This is a genomic window from Treponema sp. UBA7567 (genome assembly GCF_002476655.1).
In the GTDB taxonomy this organism is placed as follows: domain Bacteria; phylum Spirochaetota; class Spirochaetia; order Treponematales; family Treponemataceae; genus Treponema_D.
This window is the reverse complement of sequence record NZ_DLLH01000037.1, coordinates 74,789-91,384: the sequence shown is the minus strand read 5'-3', so window position 1 is coordinate 91,384 and position 16,596 is coordinate 74,789. Positions and strand designations below refer to the sequence as shown.

At 37.5% G+C, this 16,596-nt stretch carries 14 protein-coding genes; 5 read left to right on the top strand and 9 right to left on the bottom strand.

The window, feature by feature from the left end; all coding sequences use genetic code 11:
- Positions 1–83 precede the first annotated feature (83 nt).
- The 3 genes from B3Y13_RS04665 to B3Y13_RS04655 all read left to right on the top strand — a co-directional run bounded on the left by B3Y13_RS04665 (position 84) and on the right by B3Y13_RS04655 (position 3,285).
- On the top strand, positions 84–473 hold the full coding sequence (locus B3Y13_RS04665; RefSeq protein WP_296692974.1) for a desulfoferrodoxin family protein: 390 nt from the start codon (positions 84–86) through the stop codon (positions 471–473).
- Positions 474–877: 404 nt separating this feature from the next.
- Positions 878–1,684, top strand: a complete 807-nt coding sequence (locus B3Y13_RS04660) for a helix-turn-helix transcriptional regulator (RefSeq protein WP_296667039.1) — start codon at positions 878–880, stop codon at positions 1,682–1,684.
- A 74-nt stretch (positions 1,685–1,758) separates the two neighbouring features.
- Entirely contained in the window at positions 1,759–3,285 is a 1,527-nt protein-coding gene (locus tag B3Y13_RS04655) for a DUF5312 family protein (RefSeq protein WP_296024150.1), read from the top strand.
- Positions 3,286–3,400: 115 nt separating this feature from the next.
- On the opposite strand, the gene B3Y13_RS04650 is transcribed toward B3Y13_RS04655, so the two are convergent.
- From B3Y13_RS04650 to B3Y13_RS04640, 3 genes are all read right to left on the bottom strand, one after another.
- Positions 3,401–4,054, bottom strand: coding sequence for a methionine ABC transporter permease (locus B3Y13_RS04650; RefSeq protein WP_296667036.1), 654 nt, complete (start codon positions 4,052–4,054; stop codon positions 3,401–3,403).
- Positions 4,038–5,066, bottom strand: a complete 1,029-nt coding sequence (locus B3Y13_RS04645) for a methionine ABC transporter ATP-binding protein (RefSeq protein WP_296692973.1) — start codon at positions 5,064–5,066, stop codon at positions 4,038–4,040. Before B3Y13_RS04645 ends, B3Y13_RS04650 begins: the two co-directional genes overlap by 17 nt.
- A gap of 377 nt (positions 5,067–5,443) precedes the next feature.
- Complete coding sequence (locus tag B3Y13_RS04640; RefSeq protein WP_296692970.1) at positions 5,444–5,998, bottom strand: hypothetical protein; 555 nt, start codon at positions 5,996–5,998, stop codon at positions 5,444–5,446.
- 247 nt (positions 5,999–6,245) lie between these two features.
- Between B3Y13_RS04640 and B3Y13_RS04635 the strand changes: the two genes are divergently transcribed.
- Positions 6,246–6,908, top strand: coding sequence for a CarD family transcriptional regulator (locus B3Y13_RS04635; RefSeq protein WP_296692968.1), 663 nt, complete (start codon positions 6,246–6,248; stop codon positions 6,906–6,908).
- Positions 6,835–8,157, top strand: a complete 1,323-nt coding sequence (gene ispF / locus B3Y13_RS04630) for a 2-C-methyl-D-erythritol 2,4-cyclodiphosphate synthase (RefSeq protein WP_296692965.1) — start codon at positions 6,835–6,837, stop codon at positions 8,155–8,157. The genes B3Y13_RS04635 and ispF overlap by 74 nt, the downstream gene beginning before the upstream one ends.
- A gap of 87 nt (positions 8,158–8,244) precedes the next feature.
- Here ispF and B3Y13_RS04625 read toward each other — a convergent pair whose 3' ends face one another.
- The 6 genes from B3Y13_RS04625 to B3Y13_RS04600 form a co-directional block, all read right to left on the bottom strand.
- Entirely contained in the window at positions 8,245–11,955 is a 3,711-nt protein-coding gene (locus B3Y13_RS04625) for a SpiroCoCo family coiled-coil protein (RefSeq protein WP_296692963.1), read from the bottom strand.
- Positions 11,956–12,115: 160 nt separating this feature from the next.
- Entirely contained in the window at positions 12,116–12,787 is a 672-nt protein-coding gene (locus tag B3Y13_RS04620; RefSeq protein WP_296024202.1) for an HAD family hydrolase, read from the bottom strand.
- A gap of 56 nt (positions 12,788–12,843) precedes the next feature.
- A complete protein-coding gene (locus B3Y13_RS04615; protein ID WP_296692961.1) occupies positions 12,844–13,854 on the bottom strand; it encodes a hypothetical protein in 1,011 nt (336 codons plus the stop codon).
- Positions 13,855–14,259 carry an ExbD/TolR family protein gene (locus B3Y13_RS04610; RefSeq protein ID WP_078930560.1) on the bottom strand — a complete coding sequence of 135 codons (405 nt, stop codon included), beginning with the start codon at positions 14,257–14,259 and terminating at the stop codon, positions 13,855–13,857.
- Complete coding sequence (locus tag B3Y13_RS04605; RefSeq protein ID WP_296692958.1) at positions 14,259–14,870, bottom strand: MotA/TolQ/ExbB proton channel family protein; 612 nt, start codon at positions 14,868–14,870, stop codon at positions 14,259–14,261. The genes B3Y13_RS04610 and B3Y13_RS04605 overlap by 1 nt, the downstream gene beginning before the upstream one ends.
- A 26-nt stretch (positions 14,871–14,896) precedes the next feature.
- A complete protein-coding gene (locus B3Y13_RS04600; RefSeq protein WP_296692955.1) occupies positions 14,897–16,573 on the bottom strand; it encodes a hypothetical protein in 1,677 nt (558 codons plus the stop codon).
- Positions 16,574–16,596: the final 23 nt, after the last annotated feature.

Genomic DNA, 16,596 nt, shown 5'->3' with positions numbered 1-16,596 from the left:
TTGTTTCTCACTTCGTTGCGAGACAACTTAAAAAGTCAATCTTTAAACTGAAGTTTTAATCTTGACTTTTACAGGAGGTAAAAATGCAGCTGAAATTTTTTTATTGTCCGCATTGCGGCAAAATCATTTCAATCGTAAAAGATTCTGGGGTCGAAACAATATGTTGTGGACAGCCTATGAAACCGCTTATTCCAGGAACAACAGACGGTGCAAAAGAAAAACATCTTCCAGTCGTAACCACCGACAAACAGAAAATCACAGTAACCGTCGGAGAAACACTCCACCCTTCACTTCCAGAACATTACATCGAATGGATTGTTCTTCAGACAGACAAGGGAATTTATCAAAAAATGCTAAATTCTGGAGATAAGCCTGAAGCTGAGTTTGCAATCCTTCCAGACGAAAAAATCATCGCAGCTTACGAATATTGCAACTTGCACAAGCTATGGAAAACAGAATATACAGTCCTGTAATTTTGATTTTTATTTTAAACAAACTGTCCGAAAACAAAGCGTCAATTGCTTTTCCGGGCAGTTTTTTTTATGCAAGAAAAAGGCGCACATAAAAAAATAAGGTTTCCGCATATATACAGAAACCTTATGTGACTTAAGATTGAAAAACTCCACACACAAAAAAATCAATCTGCTGTCAATTGCAAAAAAAACTTCTCCTACAAAACTTTTTTACATTTTTCTCCGAACTTTGCTTGCTGTAAATCAAATTAAGTTATCTTACAATAAGAAGTATAACAAAGCGTTACAAAAAAATGAACTTTTAATCCCCATTCTTTGTGCGATTTATCCAAAGATACTCAAAAAATATCCAAAGATACCATTATATTGAATAAAAGAACGAAAAATTTGAGTTTTTTTTTCGTATGTTTTATAATAAAAATGTGCGGACTTATACAAAAAAAAAATTAAAACCTTATAAAATACTCGATATTCTCGGTATGATTTTTGCAGCCATTGGAACATTCAATAATTTTTATCAGGGAGTGGATCATCCTCCATTTACAGAATCTTTTTTTTATCCTTATACCAACATATTAGTTCCTGCAATCAATATTTTTACGCTTGCAGCTACAATCGTTTATCTTTTTATACCTAATCAAGTTTGGTTTTTGTTCTTTTTGTATTTGCTCGAAACAATAAACCTAATCTTTACAGGTTTTCCAGTTGTAGGAATTACACTTTACATCAACTTTTTTGCATTTTTTTGTGCTGGCGGATATGCAAAGTCCCACTTTAAGATAAAATTCGCAATTGCAGCGGTAATTCTTATAAGCATGATTTCTTTTGAATATAGAAATTCTCTTACAGATATAATTTATTACGTTGCATTTGCTTCTTTTGAAATGGGATGTTACTTTCTTTTGTATTTTATGCTGCAAGAACGGCTCAGTTTTCTTTTTAAAGATGTCGATGTTCCGGGTTTTGCTCCAGAAATCTCATTGCCGCAAAAAGGTTCCGTACTTAATTTAAAAGAAATGGGACTTTCAGAAAGACAGATTTCGTGCATACATTACACGCTCAGCACTAACTTCAATTTCAAAAAAATTGCAGAAGAACTTATTACAAGCGAATCAACAATAAAAAAAGAAATGCAGTACCTTTATAAACTTTTTGGTGTAAAAAACCGTGAGCTTCTGCGCCTTCTGCTCGTTCAATACACAATTGTCTAGACAATCTATGTCTAGTATATTTTATTTGCTTAAATCAACTTGACATATAACCTTGATTTATTCATATTTAAAGTATGACAAAGAATTCAGGACTGTCTTTTTTCCAAAAATTCATTTCTTCGATTTTTGGCGGCAACGATCCAGAAGCCGAAAAAAACAGACAATTAAAAATTATTGCAAAAAATCTTTCGCGGTCAGGCTATAAATTTTACAAAGCTGGTTCCGATCAGGTTCTTCCTCAGTTTGGAAAATTTTTCTATGACATTTACAAGATTATTTCTCCAGCCCAGTCGTTTTTTCAAAGCCAGCCAAATCCTAATTTTTACAAAAATATCGTAATTGATTTTTCTCTGACAGAATCCCAAAAAAAATTGTCAGAAAATTTTTCTGAAGAATCGATTTTGGCTTTTTCAAAAAATGTGCCTTTTGAAAAATTAAAGGTGAAACTTAAGCAGGATCTTGAAAATTTCTTGGGTGAATTTGATGCTGATAAAATAAATTCGATTGACTCGCTTTACACAAAGCTCGTTGGATTTAAATCGTTTTGTCTTTATGACTTTTATTTTCTGTTAAAAAAATTTGATTCAACGTTGAGAGAAGGCGAATTTAACAGGGCTCCAAAGCTTGAACCAATCGAAGGCGCATACATTGCCGAAGACCTTAAAAATTTTGCAGAAATTTTAAATTCATTGCCATTGGACGAAGAATGGAACGATTTAATGACAATGTTTAAAACTATGCGTGGCGTCGAACCTGTTAAGCCAAATCAGTGGAACAAAATCGTACAAAAGTTAAAGCAGCTGCGGGACACACGTGTTTTTGACATGATGATTGAACTTACGACAAAAACCCCTGCTTATGCAACGGATTCTGCGGTAAAACAAGAACACATCGTCGAATCTTTTATCGAATCAACAAAAACTCAGACTGCAGGCACTATAAAAAAACTTGAAAATGAACAGAAAAATTCAAAAATTGACAGTCTTTTAGTGCAAATCTTTAATACGGATTCAATTGTTATTTTAAAAAATTATACAGAAGCAGGAAGCGCTCCGCTTGAACGAAAAAATCTTGGAAGTTTTGAATATGCAAAACCTTTGAATTATTTAAAAGCCTTCCTTGTCGAATTTGTAAAGCGCGATGTGCGAGAATATGCAGACCTTGTCTTAATCCGCGGAAAATGGACTTTGCCGGAGCTTTCTACAGAAATGAGCAATAGTTACCACCAGATGTTTGAAGCAAGCGATGAAATTACACAGTTTGACGGAAAATTAAACGAAGAAGCCGAAATCGGAATAAAAATAAAGACACTTTTGCCAAGGGCAGACCGCGACAGAGAGGCGAATAACATTATCAAAACAACTTTGCGCGACATAAACTCTTTGGCAAGAGAGTATCTTGTAAACACGACAAAATCCATGATTAGCTTTGCGAAGATTTTAAAATCTGTAATCGAAGACCATCAAAAGCCGAAAGGTGAAATTGTGATGAACTGGAAAGAACTGGACCGTTTTGCAGAACATCCGATTAACCAGCTTGGTGTGGAAGTTTACAAAAAAATATATCTTTTTGTTCAGTTGATGCAAAATGAACTGCAATAAGCTGCTATGCGCCAGGAACACGGAAGGCGGCGAAGCCGGTGCAAAGGCACCAAGGGTTACCGAGCCTGTAGTACTCCGACCCGCGAAAGCGGGTGGCGCCCTTTTTTCTATTTTTCTATCTTTTTTTAAGAATTCTTTCTGAAAGTTTTGTTCCTGCAAACTGAATCAAAGCAACAAGCAAAATTATTACAACTACGGAAGCAAGCATTATGTCTGTTCTAAAACGCTGATAACCGTAACGAATTGCAAGGTCGCCAAGACCGCCACCGCCTAAAGTTCCTGCCATTGCTGAATATGAAATCAAATTGATTATTGTAAGTGTAATTCCGCTGACTACCGACGGCAAAACTTCCGGCACTAAAACTTTTCGGATAATCTGCCAGTTTGTTGAGCCCATTGCCCGTGCCGCGGTAATTACGCCAGGATCAATTTCGATAAGCGCGGTTTCGATTACACGGGCAACAAAAGGTGCGGCCGCAAGACTGAGAGGCATAATCGTTGCTGAAGTTCCAATTGCGGTTCCAAGAACAAAACGAGTAAACGGAAGAAGAACAATCATTAAAATTACAAAAGGGAAAGAGCGCAGAACGTCGATTATGCGGCTTAAAATCATATTAAAAAGATGTTTTGGCATAATCCCTGTCGAACTTGTTATAAAAAGCAGGATTCCGAGCGGAAAACCAATCATAACAGCAAAAAGTGTCGAAAAAAACACCATTTGCAGAGTCTGAAGAGTTGAAATTCCAACTAATTCAAATATTTGAGACATTTTTTGCTACCTCGATACCGTTTTTGTTAAGATATTCTATTGCACGGCTGATTTCTGATTCTTCGCCAATAAAATCGACCAGCATTTTTCCGACTTTTTTGCCTTGAACCGACTGAATTCCCCCGGCACGCACATTAAAGTCGATGTTAAATTTTTTTGCAAGCTGAGAAAGCGTCGTAGAATCGGTTTTGTCACCGATAAAATGAAGTTCGTACTGCCCGCCGTCTAGGCTCCAGCGGACAAATTCTTTTTTGTTTTCGTCCTGTTGAACAGAAATTCTTGAAAGAAAATCCTTTGTAACATCCGTTTTTGGCCTTATAAAAATTTCTTCTACGCTGCCTTGTTCAACAATCCGGCCTTCGTGCACGACTGCAACCTGAGAACAGGCATCTCGCACAACTTCCATCTGATGAGTAATCATAACAACCGTCAGGTTCATTTTTTTCTGAATTTCGCGGATTAAATTTAATATCTGATGAGTGGTCTGCGGATCGAGGGCGGAAGTTGCTTCATCGCAAAAAAGAATGCTTGGATTATTCGCAAGCGCGCGGGCAATCGCAATCCTCTGTTTTTGTCCGCCAGAAAGTTTACTTACAGGCGATTTTGCACGGTCCGAAAGCCCAACTAACTCCAAAAGTTCTGCGGTTCGTTTTTTTATTGCTGATTTTGGCGTTCCGCAGATTTCCAAAGGATAAGCAATGTTCTGTTCGGCTGTACGGCTCGAAAACAGATTGAAATTTTGAAAAATCATTCCAATTCTTCGGCGACGGGCAATCAGTTCTTTTTCCGAAAGATTATCTACTCTTTCGTCGTTGTACCAAACTTCTCCAGAATCAGGCTTTTCCAAAAGACTTATTAAACGTACCAATGTTGATTTTCCGGCGCCTGATTTTCCGATAATTCCAAATATCTGATTTGAAGGAATATGAAGATTCACCTTGTTTACAGCATGAACCGCAGGCGAATTCTCTCCTCTGTAAACTTTATCAAGATTTTTTAATTCAATAACCATAACTGTTCCTGAATAAAATAACAAAACTGATTTTTTTAGCGATGTTCAAGTATTTTACAGGTTTTGAAAAAAAATCACAATCACGAAAGAGTTAAAAATATGAGCAAGCGCTTATAAGTAGACTTTTGGTGCGAAAAGTTTTTCGACGAAAAAAAATGTGTTATACGATAAATTTTCACCATCGCAAACACATTTTTTTTATATTCTATTTTACTTAAATATCGAGTTTTGGTAAGAATGGCAATTTAAATATCATTCCCGTGCTACGACACTGCGTTGTTTACGCAGTAAACTCGGCCAGAAATCTGTTGAAAATTTTCAATAAATTATCGGCCCAAGTCCAAAAAACACAAATTAAGGATATTTTTATAATACATTTACTTTTTTACAACAAAAGTATTGTCTTGTATAGAAAAATATTCTGCTTTATAGCTTGCCCAGTCTTTTTTCGTTTTATATGCATTAAGACCGTTTTTTAAACTTGGCATTAAGGAATCGATTCGCGCCGCATACATATTATCAGAAAAAATCTGATCCATTACATCAAAAGCCGCATCAATGCTATCTTTATTATTGTCCATTGAATAACATGAAGAAATAAATGCAGTTATTATAAGAGAACGAATATTCTCTCCATTATCTGTAAATTGTTTTCCCCATGTCGTTTTTAAGATTCCATCAATTTTCTCTGCTTTTACGATAAAATCATTTTCTGCTGAATAATCAAACGTAATTTTTCCAGATGAATAATCTTTCATAAATGTTTTTGCCCCATCAGCTTTTACCCATGTAAATACTCTCATTGGAACAACTAATGCAACGCCTGTCTGTGATTCAAATGCAGATGGTTCAGCCTGTGTTGAAACACAGCTTGTAAAACAACAAACAAATAATGCAAACAATGCAATCGAAAAATTTTTTACAGTTTTCATTTTTTTCTTTTCTCCTCGAAACTTCCAAGCACGGAGGTCCACTTAATAGATATTCTTCGTCTTCGCCGCAATCCAATTAAATGTCACCAGATAATTCATTGCAGTTTAACATTTAGCTGTTATTGTACCCCCCCCCACTAAAAAAAAGCAACTATTTCCCATTCTTTCAATTTTGTAGTGCGAGGGGCTAAAAACTGATTTTTTTTGATGTTCCATTTTCTAAAATTTTGTGATATAATAATATACTATGAGTACACAATTTTCTCTTAATGAAAAAATAGTTTACCCTTCACAGGGTGTTGGTGAAGTCAAAGAAATTTTTGAAAGAAAAAACGGCGACTTGACCGTTCAGTATTACAGAATTTATCTTGAAGTTTCGGATATGATTGTAATGGTTCCAGTTGCAAATTCTGAAAAACTTGGACTTAGAAAAATCGTTTCTGCTGACGAAGCTCAAAAATCACTTGAACTTTTAGGTCAGCCGGTAGAATCTGTCACTTCTGATTGGAAACAGCGCTATCAGGACAACTTGAATCTCCTTAAAAAAGGAAGCATTGAAGATATTACAAATATTGTCCGCACTCTTTATCACCGCTCAAAGGTAAAAGAGTTGCCGATTCAGGAACGCAAACTTTACGATACTGCACGCAAACTTTTGGCAGACGAAATTGCAATTGCATTTGGAATTTCATCAAAAGAAGTTGAATCTATGCTCCATGCAAAGCTCGAACCGCTCAATGCTCTTCATGAAAAGAAAGCGATTCAGATTGACGACGACGATGACGATGATGAATTCGGAGATGAGCTCGGCGGCTCTTCAGGTTCTATGAGCGACGATGATGACTCTGACGATTCCGATGACTCTGACAATTCTGACTCAGACGACGATGGAGATGATGACGAAGATTAGCCGTTCAAACGAAGAACTGGCGCTAATTGTTGTTGCTGCCGGTTCTTCAAGCCGAATGGGCGGCATAAAAAAAGAATATCTTCCTCTAGAATCTGGAACCGTACTTTCTACCGCTGTAAAGGCTTTTTTAAGAGTTTTCCCATTTTCTGTTGTGGCTGTAACTTTTCCGAATCAAGAAAATACAGAACTTTTAAAACTCGCAGAAGAAAAATGCAAAAACGCTCTTTTTAAAGATAAAGAGCTTAATAGAATTGCAAGTAACACAGAATTTGTTTTTGTTCCAGGAGGAGAAAGCAGACAGGCTAGCGTTTTTAACGCCCTGCTGGAAATAAAAACGAATTTTCCAAATTCAAATCCAATTGTATTTATACACGACGGCGCACGGCCTTTTGTTTCAGAAAAAATAATCAATTCAACTTTTACCGCAGTTCAAAAATACGGCGCCTCTGCTCCAGGGATTCAACCTACAGACACTCAGAACGAAATTGATGAAAATGGCTTTATAAGACGGCATCTGGTGCGAAGTCAATTAACAGCTGTTCAAACTCCGCAGGTTTTTATGCTGAATGAACTTGTCGAAGCGCATAAAAAAGCAAAAAAAACAAAAAAAGAATACACAGACGACACTGAAATTTGGGATTTATTTGTTCCTGATGGAAAGGTAAAAATCGTAGACGGCGACATTAAAAATAAAAAAATTACATATAAGGAAGACTTTTTTACAAAGTCAGAAATAGATACGAAAAAATCAAACGAAACAACCAAAGGAAACACAATGATTCGGACCGGTCTTGGATACGACAAACATGCGCTTATTGCCGGACGCGCTCTTATGCTTGGCGGAATAAAATTTGACAGCGCAATTGGTGAAGACGGCCATTCTGACGGCGATGTTCTTCTGCATGCAATTACGGACGCTCTTCTTGGGGCCTGTGGAATGGGCGACATTGGTTCTTTTTTTCCTCCAATCGATCAAAAATGGAAAGACGCAGATTCAAAAATGCTTTTAGGAACAGTTTGGAATAAAATTACGCTAGAAGGCTGGAAACTTGAAAATCTTGACTGTGTAATTGCCCTCGAAAAACCAAAATTTCTTCCGCGCAGACAGGAAGTTATCGACTCGATTGCAAAAATTCTCCATGTTGAAAAAAATCAAGTTTTTGTAAAAGCAAAAACAGGAGAAAAACTTGGAGATGTAGGACAAAGCCGTGCTGTAGAAGTCTGGGCTACCTGTCTTCTTTCAAAATAACCTGTATTTCACACCTGCTTTCGGGCAATAATAAAAAAGCGGGCACTTTTTGTGTCCGCTATAGTTTCATATTTTTAGTAGCATTTTTTAATTCATAAAACCGTTGCCTTCGACAAGAAGGTCGATTTCGCCTACGCTGCGCTTAAGCCGTTTGGCAATTTCTTCGTTTGACCAGCCCTTTCTGTGCAAAGAAATTACCGATTCTCTCAACGCCAGTGAAATTCCCTCTTCTTTTTCCATTGGATTTTCTTTTAAATCCTGTTTTGTAATTTCAAGAAGAAGGTTCATTTTTTTGTCAATTTCAGTTTCGAGTGTGTGAAGCCTTGTTTCTGTACGGGCAATTCCTTCACGTCCTGTCTGAACTTGTTTTACACGCTCCTCCGTTTCGGTCAAGATATTCTGCAAAGATGACAATTGCTCAACTGCGTCGCTGATTTTTGAACGGTTACTGACAAGACTGTCAATATTTTTCTGAACATCTTCAATCTGGCGAGGGAAACTATCTACATGGCGATTTGCATCGTTAAGACGAAGTTCTAGCGATTTTAGCTGATCGAAAGTTTTATCAACTTCTCCGGCAATTGCTTCGATTTGGCTGCCCTTTGTTTCAAGACGGTCGTAACGGTTGGAAATATCTCCGAGAGTCTCCTGAAATTTTCTGACATCAAGCTGAATCGAAGTGAGCTGATCACTTGTCGAGTTTAGTTCTTCGATTTTTTGATCCATTGTTGAACTCAATTCGACAAGTTTTGCAAAGTTCTTTTCAATTCCATCAATTCTAATTTTTTCGCTATTAAATTTCTGAAGTTTTGAATTGACATCATCGTTCATATTTTGAATTAAATTGAAACTTGCAGACAGTTCATTTACGGTCGTCTGAAAATTTTCTACACGGGTAATTTCGTTTTTGAGTTCGTCAAGTTCCGATTCAAGCTGAGCTTTTAATTGATCCGCTTTTTGATAAACCTGCATCTGTGTCGAGAAAGCTTTTACTTCGCGGTCAATTTCGCTCATTCGGGTTTGCAAATCAGCGGCGTCATTTTGCATTCTCATTACGAGCTCCGCCTGATGAGTGTCGTTGGCCTCGTTTGCTTCCTGAATTTTAGTACGAAGTTCCCTCAAAACCTTTTCAGAATCTGCGCTCTGCTCTTTTACACGGCGCTGAGTTTCGTTGAGCATATCCTCGTAAGATTTGTTCATCTGCGCAACAATAGATTCGGAACGCTCTTTATATGAAGAAATTGAATCTTCAACATCTTTTTTCAGATTTTCAATCGTCTGGCTAAGTTCAAGCTGTTCGTTTTTTGTTTCCGTCCTGAAATTTTCAATATTTTGATTCAAATCGTCCTTAAAAGCAGAAATTTTTTGTTCAGAACTTTCCTTTACACCGTTCAGCTGGTCGCTAAACATAGTTTTTGCCTGATCAAACTGATTTTTTAACTGACCGCGCCAAACATTGAATTCACCAAGCATAGCATCAATTCCATTCTGGTTTGTGTCTGCATGGGCTTTTACAGTCTCTGCAAGTTCCATAAGTCTTGATTGAATATCTTTTTCGGCTTTTTCAAGCTGACCGTCCATCCGCTGAGCATATGCGTCAAGGGAATTTTTTACAAAATTGCCCTGGCCTTCTGTCGCTTCGTGCAGTTTTGTCCGGCTCTCGTCCGCGTAAGCTTTTACAGACTGTTCGATTTCGTCAATTCTGGCACGCAAAGACTGAGCAGAATTTTCGATTCCTGTCTGCACATTCTGCAGCTGGCTCTGATTTTTTGAGGAAATTTCTGAAAGTTGATTTTTTAATTCTTCGTTATGCCGATTTTCAATTTCGCGTCTTGAACTTTCATATTCGGAACTGAGAACAGCAAGCTTGGAATCCATGCTATTTTTCCAAGAATTTAAATCTTCTGTAATCGAATCCCCGCGTTTTTTTAAGTCGTCGCCAAATTTCATCTCAAAATCAGCAAGTGTCGCACTGACATTGTCGCTTGCGGTCGCTTTTATTGAATCGAGATTTTTTTCAAGATTTTCAATTTGGACGGTAATTTCATCATTATTGCGTTTGATTGCAGATTCAAACTGAGACTGCTGGTCTTTCTGAGCTTTTGAGAACTGGTTAAAATCAGAGACAACTGAATTTTGAGTGCGTTCAAGCGCGGTTCTGAGATTGTTTTCCAAAGTATCAATGTCGCTTGCCGTCGTCTGCAGTTTGTTAAAGCGGTATTCCATGTTGTTGCGGTATTCTTCAAGCTGCTTGTCAACATTTGCCAGAAGTTCCGTCTGCTTTGCGTCGTACGCCGAAGAAATGCGTGTCATTGTATCACTGAGCATTTTGTTAATTCCAGCAATTTTTTCGTCTGCCTGAGACTGAAAGCCTTTGAGCTTTTCATTTGCCTCTTCAGCCGCATTTTTAATCGTCTGAGCAGTTGCGGCCGCTCCTGTCTGACTGTCAGACATTGATTTTTGAATCTGTTCAACCGTAGCATTCAATTCCTGATTCAAGGCAGAAACGCGGGAATTTACATTTTTTTCGATTGCGTTGATTTTTTCTTCGACGGTCGCTTTGTAAGTATTAAGGTGCTTTTCTGCAATTTCCTGAAAACGGACAAAAGCCGCCTGTTCTTTTTCGTCCGCATCGGTAACCGATTTCTCGTACAAATTTCCATATCGTGAACGAATTTCTGAAGTCTGTTTTTCAAAAATTTCACGGAGGTTTTCAAGATTTTTTTCGTTGCTTTCTGATTCAGACTTGATTTCTTCAACCGTCTGGCTCGTATTTTGAGCAAAAGTCTTTATCTGCTTATCAAAAGAAGAAACCTGCTGCTGGAACAAATTCTCGAGGGCTGCAATTTTTGACTCAAGCGATTTTGAAAGATTTTCGGTTTTTACGCTCAGATTTGAAGAAAACTCTCCCGTTTTTTTTCTAAATTCGCCTTCAAGAATTGAAGTTTTTTCGTTTATTGAATTTGCAAAAGCAGAATTTTTCTGCTCAAGGGATTTTTGAATTTCCGCAATCTTTAAATTCTGCTGTTTTAAAAGCTCTTCTGTGCGTTCATTTACGTTTTTTATAAACGACTCTGCCCTAAACTTTGCCTGTTCTGTAAGTTTTTTGAATGCCGCGTCTTCGAGATTCTGCGCTTTTTGAGCCGCATTGTCGTAAGCAGATTTTATTCCTTTTTCAATTTTATCAAGAATCTGCTCTGAATGAGCCGACGCAGCCTGAACATTTTTTTCAATTTGAGAAGCCTTGTCGTTGAATTTTGTAAGCATGTCAGCGCCAAGAACCTTGAGACTGTCATTATTCTTTGTTCTGAATTCTGTAATAATCTGCGGAATTTTTTTCTCTAAATCCTCAACGGATTTTTTTCCGGACTCGATTTTTGCATTGAGTTTTTCAACAATCACGCTTTCTTTTTTTACAGCCTGAAGATTTTCTTCAACACGGTCAGTCATTTCCATTAGTTCGTGAATGGCTTTTCCGTAGGCATCGACTTTTTTTGCAATGTTCGTAACTGCATCAAACTGGCCGTCAAAATTCTGGCTTATATTCTGAAAATCCGCAATCTGTTTTTCAATTCGTTTTACGGCAGCGGCCGCAGAAGTATGATGAGCATCCCATTCTGCCGAAAGTCCATTCAACTTTGAAGTTTGTTCCTTAAAATATTCATTAAGCTGATTGATACGAGAATCCGCATAATGTTTTACTTTGTTCATTGAATTGTTTTCTCTGTCCAACGAATGTAAAACAAAGACAACAGCAACAGCAACAGCCGTAGAAATAAGAATTGCAAGAAGAGTCATTTTCCCCACCCAAAAAAAACAGACTTTTTTTAATCTTAAAAGTTTAATGCTCAAAACCGCACAAAATTACGGTCAAAGCTGAATAATTTATTTTTATGGAAAAGATTTTTAGGATTTTCTAAAAACAGCCATCAGCAAATTTTTAGAGAATTCTATAGAATTATTTTATCACAATTTCTGTCAATTGACGATAGTTTGAAAAATTTATATCGGCAGATTTTAAAGGACAGTGAAAAATTTTCCGCCAAAACGGCATTATGTACGCGCTCAACATTCCAGCGTTTTTTGAACCGCATACATCATATTTTATAGAATTTCCAACGTAAAGAATCTGTTCTGGCTTTAAGCCAAGTTCATTTGCAAGAATTCCGAATGGAAAAACTGAAGGTTTTAAAGCTCCAAGATGTTCTGTTCCCAAAATTACATCGCAGTAAGAAGAAAGTCCCCATAAATCGCCCTTCTGCTCCGGAGGAAAATCCGACAAAATAGCAATTTTGAAACCGGCCTCTTTTATTTTTTTGAAAGATTCTTCAACATATTTAAAAGTTTTTATTTTCTTAAAATATGGAATAAGTCCGTCGTAGACAATTTCTTGAATTTTTTTCTTTGATTCGGCAACTGGAAGGCCGGTCAATTCTGAAAAAAGACGTGCCTGATATTCATAAAAATCAGGCAATGGCGCTGTATGGTGCAAAATTTTCCGGACTTTATTGTATTTTACGTAAAAAGCAAAATTTTTCAAAAAATATGGAATTATCCGCACATAAAACTGAGGAGAAGAATAAAGAGTTCCGTCAATATCAAATGCTACAGCAGAAATTCCATCTAACATTCTTCGATTATAAACAAAAGCAAAGTATTGAACAATCCGAAAAAATTATCTTTTTTCTATCTTTTTTCGATTTTATACGGAAAACTTGCAGCTGCCGAAGAAGAATCCTGATTGAAGCGCCATGAAGAAATTTGTGCCGAAATCTCATTTTGAACGAGAGATGTTATTATCGCTCCTGGAGTGATTTTTATGCTGTTTAAATCGACATGTCCGTTTGCAAGAACAGTAAATCTTACCGTAAGATTTTTTGTCGTATCAATTGTCGCCGACGCAGATTCCGAAAGCGCAATTACCGGCTTTGCAGGTTCCAGCAAAGTTCTAGAACTCCCGTCGTTCATAAGAAGAGCGATTTTTCCGTTTGGAGCGCTTGCGCTTTTTACGGTAGAACTTGCAGTAACGCCATTGCCGAAATTTGCGCTGTAAACCGCAGAAGAAATTTTTTCCAGCGCAGATGAAGTTGAATCTGAGACAGAACCTATGTTTTCGGTTTTGGTTCCGGCAACTACGGCAGAATCCTTGTCGACAGCCTTTCCAGCAGTTCCTTCAAAAATATCAGCCTTAGAGCTGTTTGCTGCAACTGGCGCAGTTGAATTTTCAGAAACGTTTTCCACCGCCTCATCATCAAACTGGCTCCAGTCAAATTCTTTTTTTGCCGGCGTTTTTTTTGTCCGTTGCTCCGCCATAAGTTCGTCTACGCTTTTTTGCAAAGTCTGAACGGCTGGTTTTTCGGAAACAGAAGATTTTTTTGATGCAGTATTCTGTTTCTGAACAGATTTTTTTTCAGAAACAGGTTTTGACATTTTTTGAGCAGATGCTTTTTGTTCGGCCTGATGTTTTGGCGACGGTTGTTTTTTTATTTCCTGATTTTGAGGTCTTGGAGGGGCTGCTTCCTGTTTTTTTTCTGTAATTTTTGGGGTTGAATTTTCAGAAAGTGTAATTTTTACAGTTTTATAAATCTGCTTTTGAGGCAACAGCGCAAAAAGAGAAAATAAAATGCAAATAAAAATCCAAATGCCGGCAGTTCCTGTCAAAGCATATAAATTTCGTTTTTTTTGCAGTTTTGTCATTTAGTCAGTCGTCCTTAAATTCACCGAAACAAATCCATTTTTGCGTAAAACATCAAAAATTTTTACAATTGTTCCATTCGTCACTTTTTCGTCGGCTTCAAGCGTTACAGGATATTCTTCGCGCTTTTTTCCTTCGGTGTCAAAATTTTTAAGTTTTTTGTCCATGGATTGAATTGTAATTTTTTCGTCATTAAAAAACAGTTTTCCTGTGGCAGTGGCTGTAATTGTAATTCCAGCAATTGACTGAGCTTGCGAAGTTTCGCTTTCAGGAAGATTTACATTGATTGCAGGCAAAACGGCAAATGTCGTGGAAACCAGAAAAAACAGGATTAACTGAAAAACAACATCTATCATCGGTGTTAAATCCGCGCCAGCAGAAACACCTCTTCTTCTTCGTATTTTCATTAAAGCAAATGTCCTGTCAATTTTAAGACTACTTCCGTTACAGAAGATTCAAGAATTACGGTTTCTTTGTTTACAAGACGCGTAAAATAATTTGAAAAAATCATTGCAGGAATTGCAACAAAAAGACCAGCCGCTGTCGTCACAAGAGCTTCGGCGATTGCCCCTGCCAAAACAGCAGGATTTCCCATGCTTGCTCCAGCGCCAAGGACGCCAAAAGCCTTGATGTTTCCGGTTACAGTTCCAAAAAGACCGAGCAAAGTGGAAATATTTGCAATTGTTCCAAGAAGCGTAAGACAATGCTCATACTGCGGAGTTACAGCCTCCATTTCGGTTTCAACGATTTCTTTTAAATACTTGTCTTCAAGGTTCCGGACAGAAATCGCCTTTTGCACAACCTGAGAAAATGGAGTTTCGCAGGCAACGCACAGCGCCGTAGCAGCTTCGTAATCTTTTTTGAGCAAAACCGTATTCAATTGAAGTTTTAAAAGTGAATCGTTTTTGCGCAAATTCTTAAAATAAAGCAAACGTTCAATAATAATGTAAGTTGCAGCAATTCCACAAAGAATAATAGGAATCATCAAAATTCCACCGGATTTTATTAAACTAAACATTTTTAATTTCCCCCATTTTATTTCTGTTAAAACTGAAATTTTACAAGTGCAGTTATATGTCCGCAATTCTGTTTGTATTGGCTGTGAGCAAAAGCCCTCGTCTTTACGGTAACCAATTTTATAATATCTGTTGCTTCGAGAGCAAGGCGAATTGAATTTGAGGCTCTGACAGAACCAGAAAAATCAAGAACCGGAACTTTTTCAGCATCGTCTCCGAGGTTTTGAGTAATAGAAGCCTTTAAATTCCACAAATTGTCCGGCTCAAAAATAACACAAGCCGTCAAACTCTGTTCGTCCTCATAGGACGGAACATCGAGCCAGTAAGATTTCCATGAGCCGGAAAATTTTAATTTTTCAAAATCTGCTGAAAGTTCGGCAACCGATTTTAATTCAGTCCTATTTTCCTGCTTTATAACGTAAAAACCTGCTGACGACGGAGAAGTCTTGTAATCTGGAGTCCAAACTCCGTTATCAAAAGCAGTTTTTCTGAATTCTCCGCTCAAATTTACGCTGAAAAAATCCTGGACAGGAACAGAAGCCGAAATTTGTCCATACCAGTCGCTCTGCTCGGAAGAAAGACAGAAAAGCGCTGCAAATAGATACTTTTGCTCAAGATTTCCGGCAGATTCCAAAACAGAATCAAGTCCGCCTTCAATTTTCAGGCAAAGCGGTCTGAAAGAAAGTCCGTATGGAATTTCAGCTTTTCCGCCGAGCAAAAACGGAAACAGGACATTTTGCTTTCCAATGGAATTTCCTGCAATCACACCGGCAGAAGCATAAACTTTTACATTTTCGTCCGTCCAGTCAAAATTCAGCCTGAATTCGCCCTTGTGAACGGCTTCAGCGCTTGAAGCCTCAGGCGCCTTTTCGAGAGAACCTGTTTCTTTTACGTTGAGCTGAGTTTCATATTTTGCGAGGAAATTTACATCAAACATTGAATTTTTCCAGCCCGCAAAAAAATGAGGAACAAATGAAAAATATTTTGAACTTTTTTCCCATCCGCTATCAAAAACTGAATCAGAGTCAGATTTTGTTCCATAACGATTAAAATAAGAGCCGTTTCCGCCAAGCTGAATGTACCAGCCATTTTTTAAAGACCATTTTGCCGACATTTTTCCGCCAATGTCGTTCCAAAGATAATCCGTAAAAACCGAAGATTTAGACTGCAAACCTTCATTTTGATTTTTGTACCAGCCAGAAAAAATGAATTCCGACTTTTCGTTCAAGAATTTTTTTTCTGCTTCAATTCCAGTTTTTCTAAAAAAATAACCGTCGGCAGCTTTTTTATCCGCAAAATCTTCTGCGTTTTTGTGAAAAAACGAAACCTTAAAAGGTGAATTTCCGCTCATTCGGTAAATATCAAAATCGCCGGCAAAACTGAACGGAAAACCGCCGCCAATGCTGCCTTGGGCATAGACATTTTTTTCGTCAGAAGAATTTTGAACGTACTGCTGCGAAACCTGCTCTTTTTTCTGTACACTTTCCATTTCCGGCAATTCAAGGCTGCCGGTATTTTTATCTGGAAGAATTTTTTTATAATCTGGAACGCTGTCTTTTCCAGCCGTCAGCGCTCCTCCGGAAATTACAGTTGTCACGTCTGGAAGTTCAATTTCGTTTTCTGAAGGCTGAACTTCTTCCGCTGTCTGCGCAAAAGCAAATGTTCCACAAAAACACGCTGTCAAAATAAAAAATATCTTTTTCATTTTTTTTTCAAAAAACCTCTCAT

What these genes read in the sequence shown, in the direction of transcription:
- B3Y13_RS04640 (WP_296692970.1), bottom strand. Translation starts at nt 5,998, where the DNA reads ATGAAAACTGTAAAAAATTTTTCGATTGCATTGTTTGCATTATTTGTT.
- B3Y13_RS04610 (WP_078930560.1), bottom strand. Translation starts at nt 14,259, where the DNA reads ATGAAAATACGAAGAAGAAGAGGTGTTTCTGCTGGCGCGGATTTAACA.
- B3Y13_RS04655 (WP_296024150.1), top strand. Translation starts at nt 1,759, where the DNA reads ATGACAAAGAATTCAGGACTGTCTTTTTTCCAAAAATTCATTTCTTCG.
- B3Y13_RS04620 (WP_296024202.1), bottom strand. Translation starts at nt 12,787, where the DNA reads ATGTTAGATGGAATTTCTGCTGTAGCATTTGATATTGACGGAACTCTT.
- B3Y13_RS04645 (WP_296692973.1), bottom strand. Translation starts at nt 5,066, where the DNA reads ATGGTTATTGAATTAAAAAATCTTGATAAAGTTTACAGAGGAGAGAAT.
- B3Y13_RS04600 (WP_296692955.1), bottom strand. Translation starts at nt 16,573, where the DNA reads ATGAAAAAGATATTTTTTATTTTGACAGCGTGTTTTTGTGGAACATTT.
- B3Y13_RS04660 (WP_296667039.1), top strand. Translation starts at nt 878, where the DNA reads ATGTTTTATAATAAAAATGTGCGGACTTATACAAAAAAAAAATTAAAA.
- B3Y13_RS04625 (WP_296692963.1), bottom strand. Translation starts at nt 11,955, where the DNA reads ATGACTCTTCTTGCAATTCTTATTTCTACGGCTGTTGCTGTTGCTGTT.
- B3Y13_RS04605 (WP_296692958.1), bottom strand. Translation starts at nt 14,870, where the DNA reads ATGTTTAGTTTAATAAAATCCGGTGGAATTTTGATGATTCCTATTATT.
- B3Y13_RS04650 (WP_296667036.1), bottom strand. Translation starts at nt 4,054, where the DNA reads ATGTCTCAAATATTTGAATTAGTTGGAATTTCAACTCTTCAGACTCTG.
- ispF (WP_296692965.1), top strand. Translation starts at nt 6,835, where the DNA reads ATGATGACTCTGACGATTCCGATGACTCTGACAATTCTGACTCAGACG.
- B3Y13_RS04615 (WP_296692961.1), bottom strand. Translation starts at nt 13,854, where the DNA reads ATGACAAAACTGCAAAAAAAACGAAATTTATATGCTTTGACAGGAACT.
- B3Y13_RS04635 (WP_296692968.1), top strand. Translation starts at nt 6,246, where the DNA reads ATGAGTACACAATTTTCTCTTAATGAAAAAATAGTTTACCCTTCACAG.
- B3Y13_RS04665 (WP_296692974.1), top strand. Translation starts at nt 84, where the DNA reads ATGCAGCTGAAATTTTTTTATTGTCCGCATTGCGGCAAAATCATTTCA.